Source organism: Mesorhizobium sp. M4B.F.Ca.ET.089.01.1.1, from assembly GCF_004022605.1.
Taxonomy (GTDB): domain Bacteria; phylum Pseudomonadota; class Alphaproteobacteria; order Rhizobiales; family Rhizobiaceae; genus Mesorhizobium; species Mesorhizobium abyssinicae.
This window is the reverse complement of sequence record NZ_RZOS01001519.1, coordinates 1-412: the sequence shown is the minus strand read 5'-3', so window position 1 is coordinate 412 and position 412 is coordinate 1. Positions and strand designations below refer to the sequence as shown.

The window sequence follows — 412 nt, the reverse complement described above, 5'->3', positions numbered from 1 at the left end:
CTCCAGGGTCGCTGGACAATATTTGATCATCGACATCCTCGCCAACATGATCGCTAAAGATGGCAGCAAGTTCCAGGCGGCTATGCAGCGAACCGCAGAAGCCACCATAGATAAAAGCTTTTAGCCGAAACGTTCGCGCAGGTAGTCGTTCAGGAAGCGACCGTCCGGGTCGAAGCGAGCCCTTTGAGAAATAAAATCCCCGTATCTTGGGTACAAGGCTTCGATCTCGGACCGGCCCAGGCTGTGAAGTTTGCCCCAGTGCGGACGACCTTTTACCCAGGAAAAGATTGTCTCGCAATCGCGGATGAAATCCCAGTAGTCCTCTCCTGCTGCGCCGGACACCGATATCATTGCGGTCTTCCGCTCAAAGTATGGACTCAACCAAATATCGTCAGCCGCCACGGTTCTATAC

General features: G+C 53.4%; 1 protein-coding gene. It reads right to left on the bottom strand.

Annotation, left to right across the window (positions count from 1 at the left end; translation table 11 throughout):
• Nucleotides 1-120: 120 nt before the first annotated feature.
• Nucleotides 121-412: D-arabinono-1,4-lactone oxidase (locus tag EN780_RS38125; protein ID WP_281035430.1), on the bottom strand; the 292-nt coding region annotated here is incomplete at its 5' end.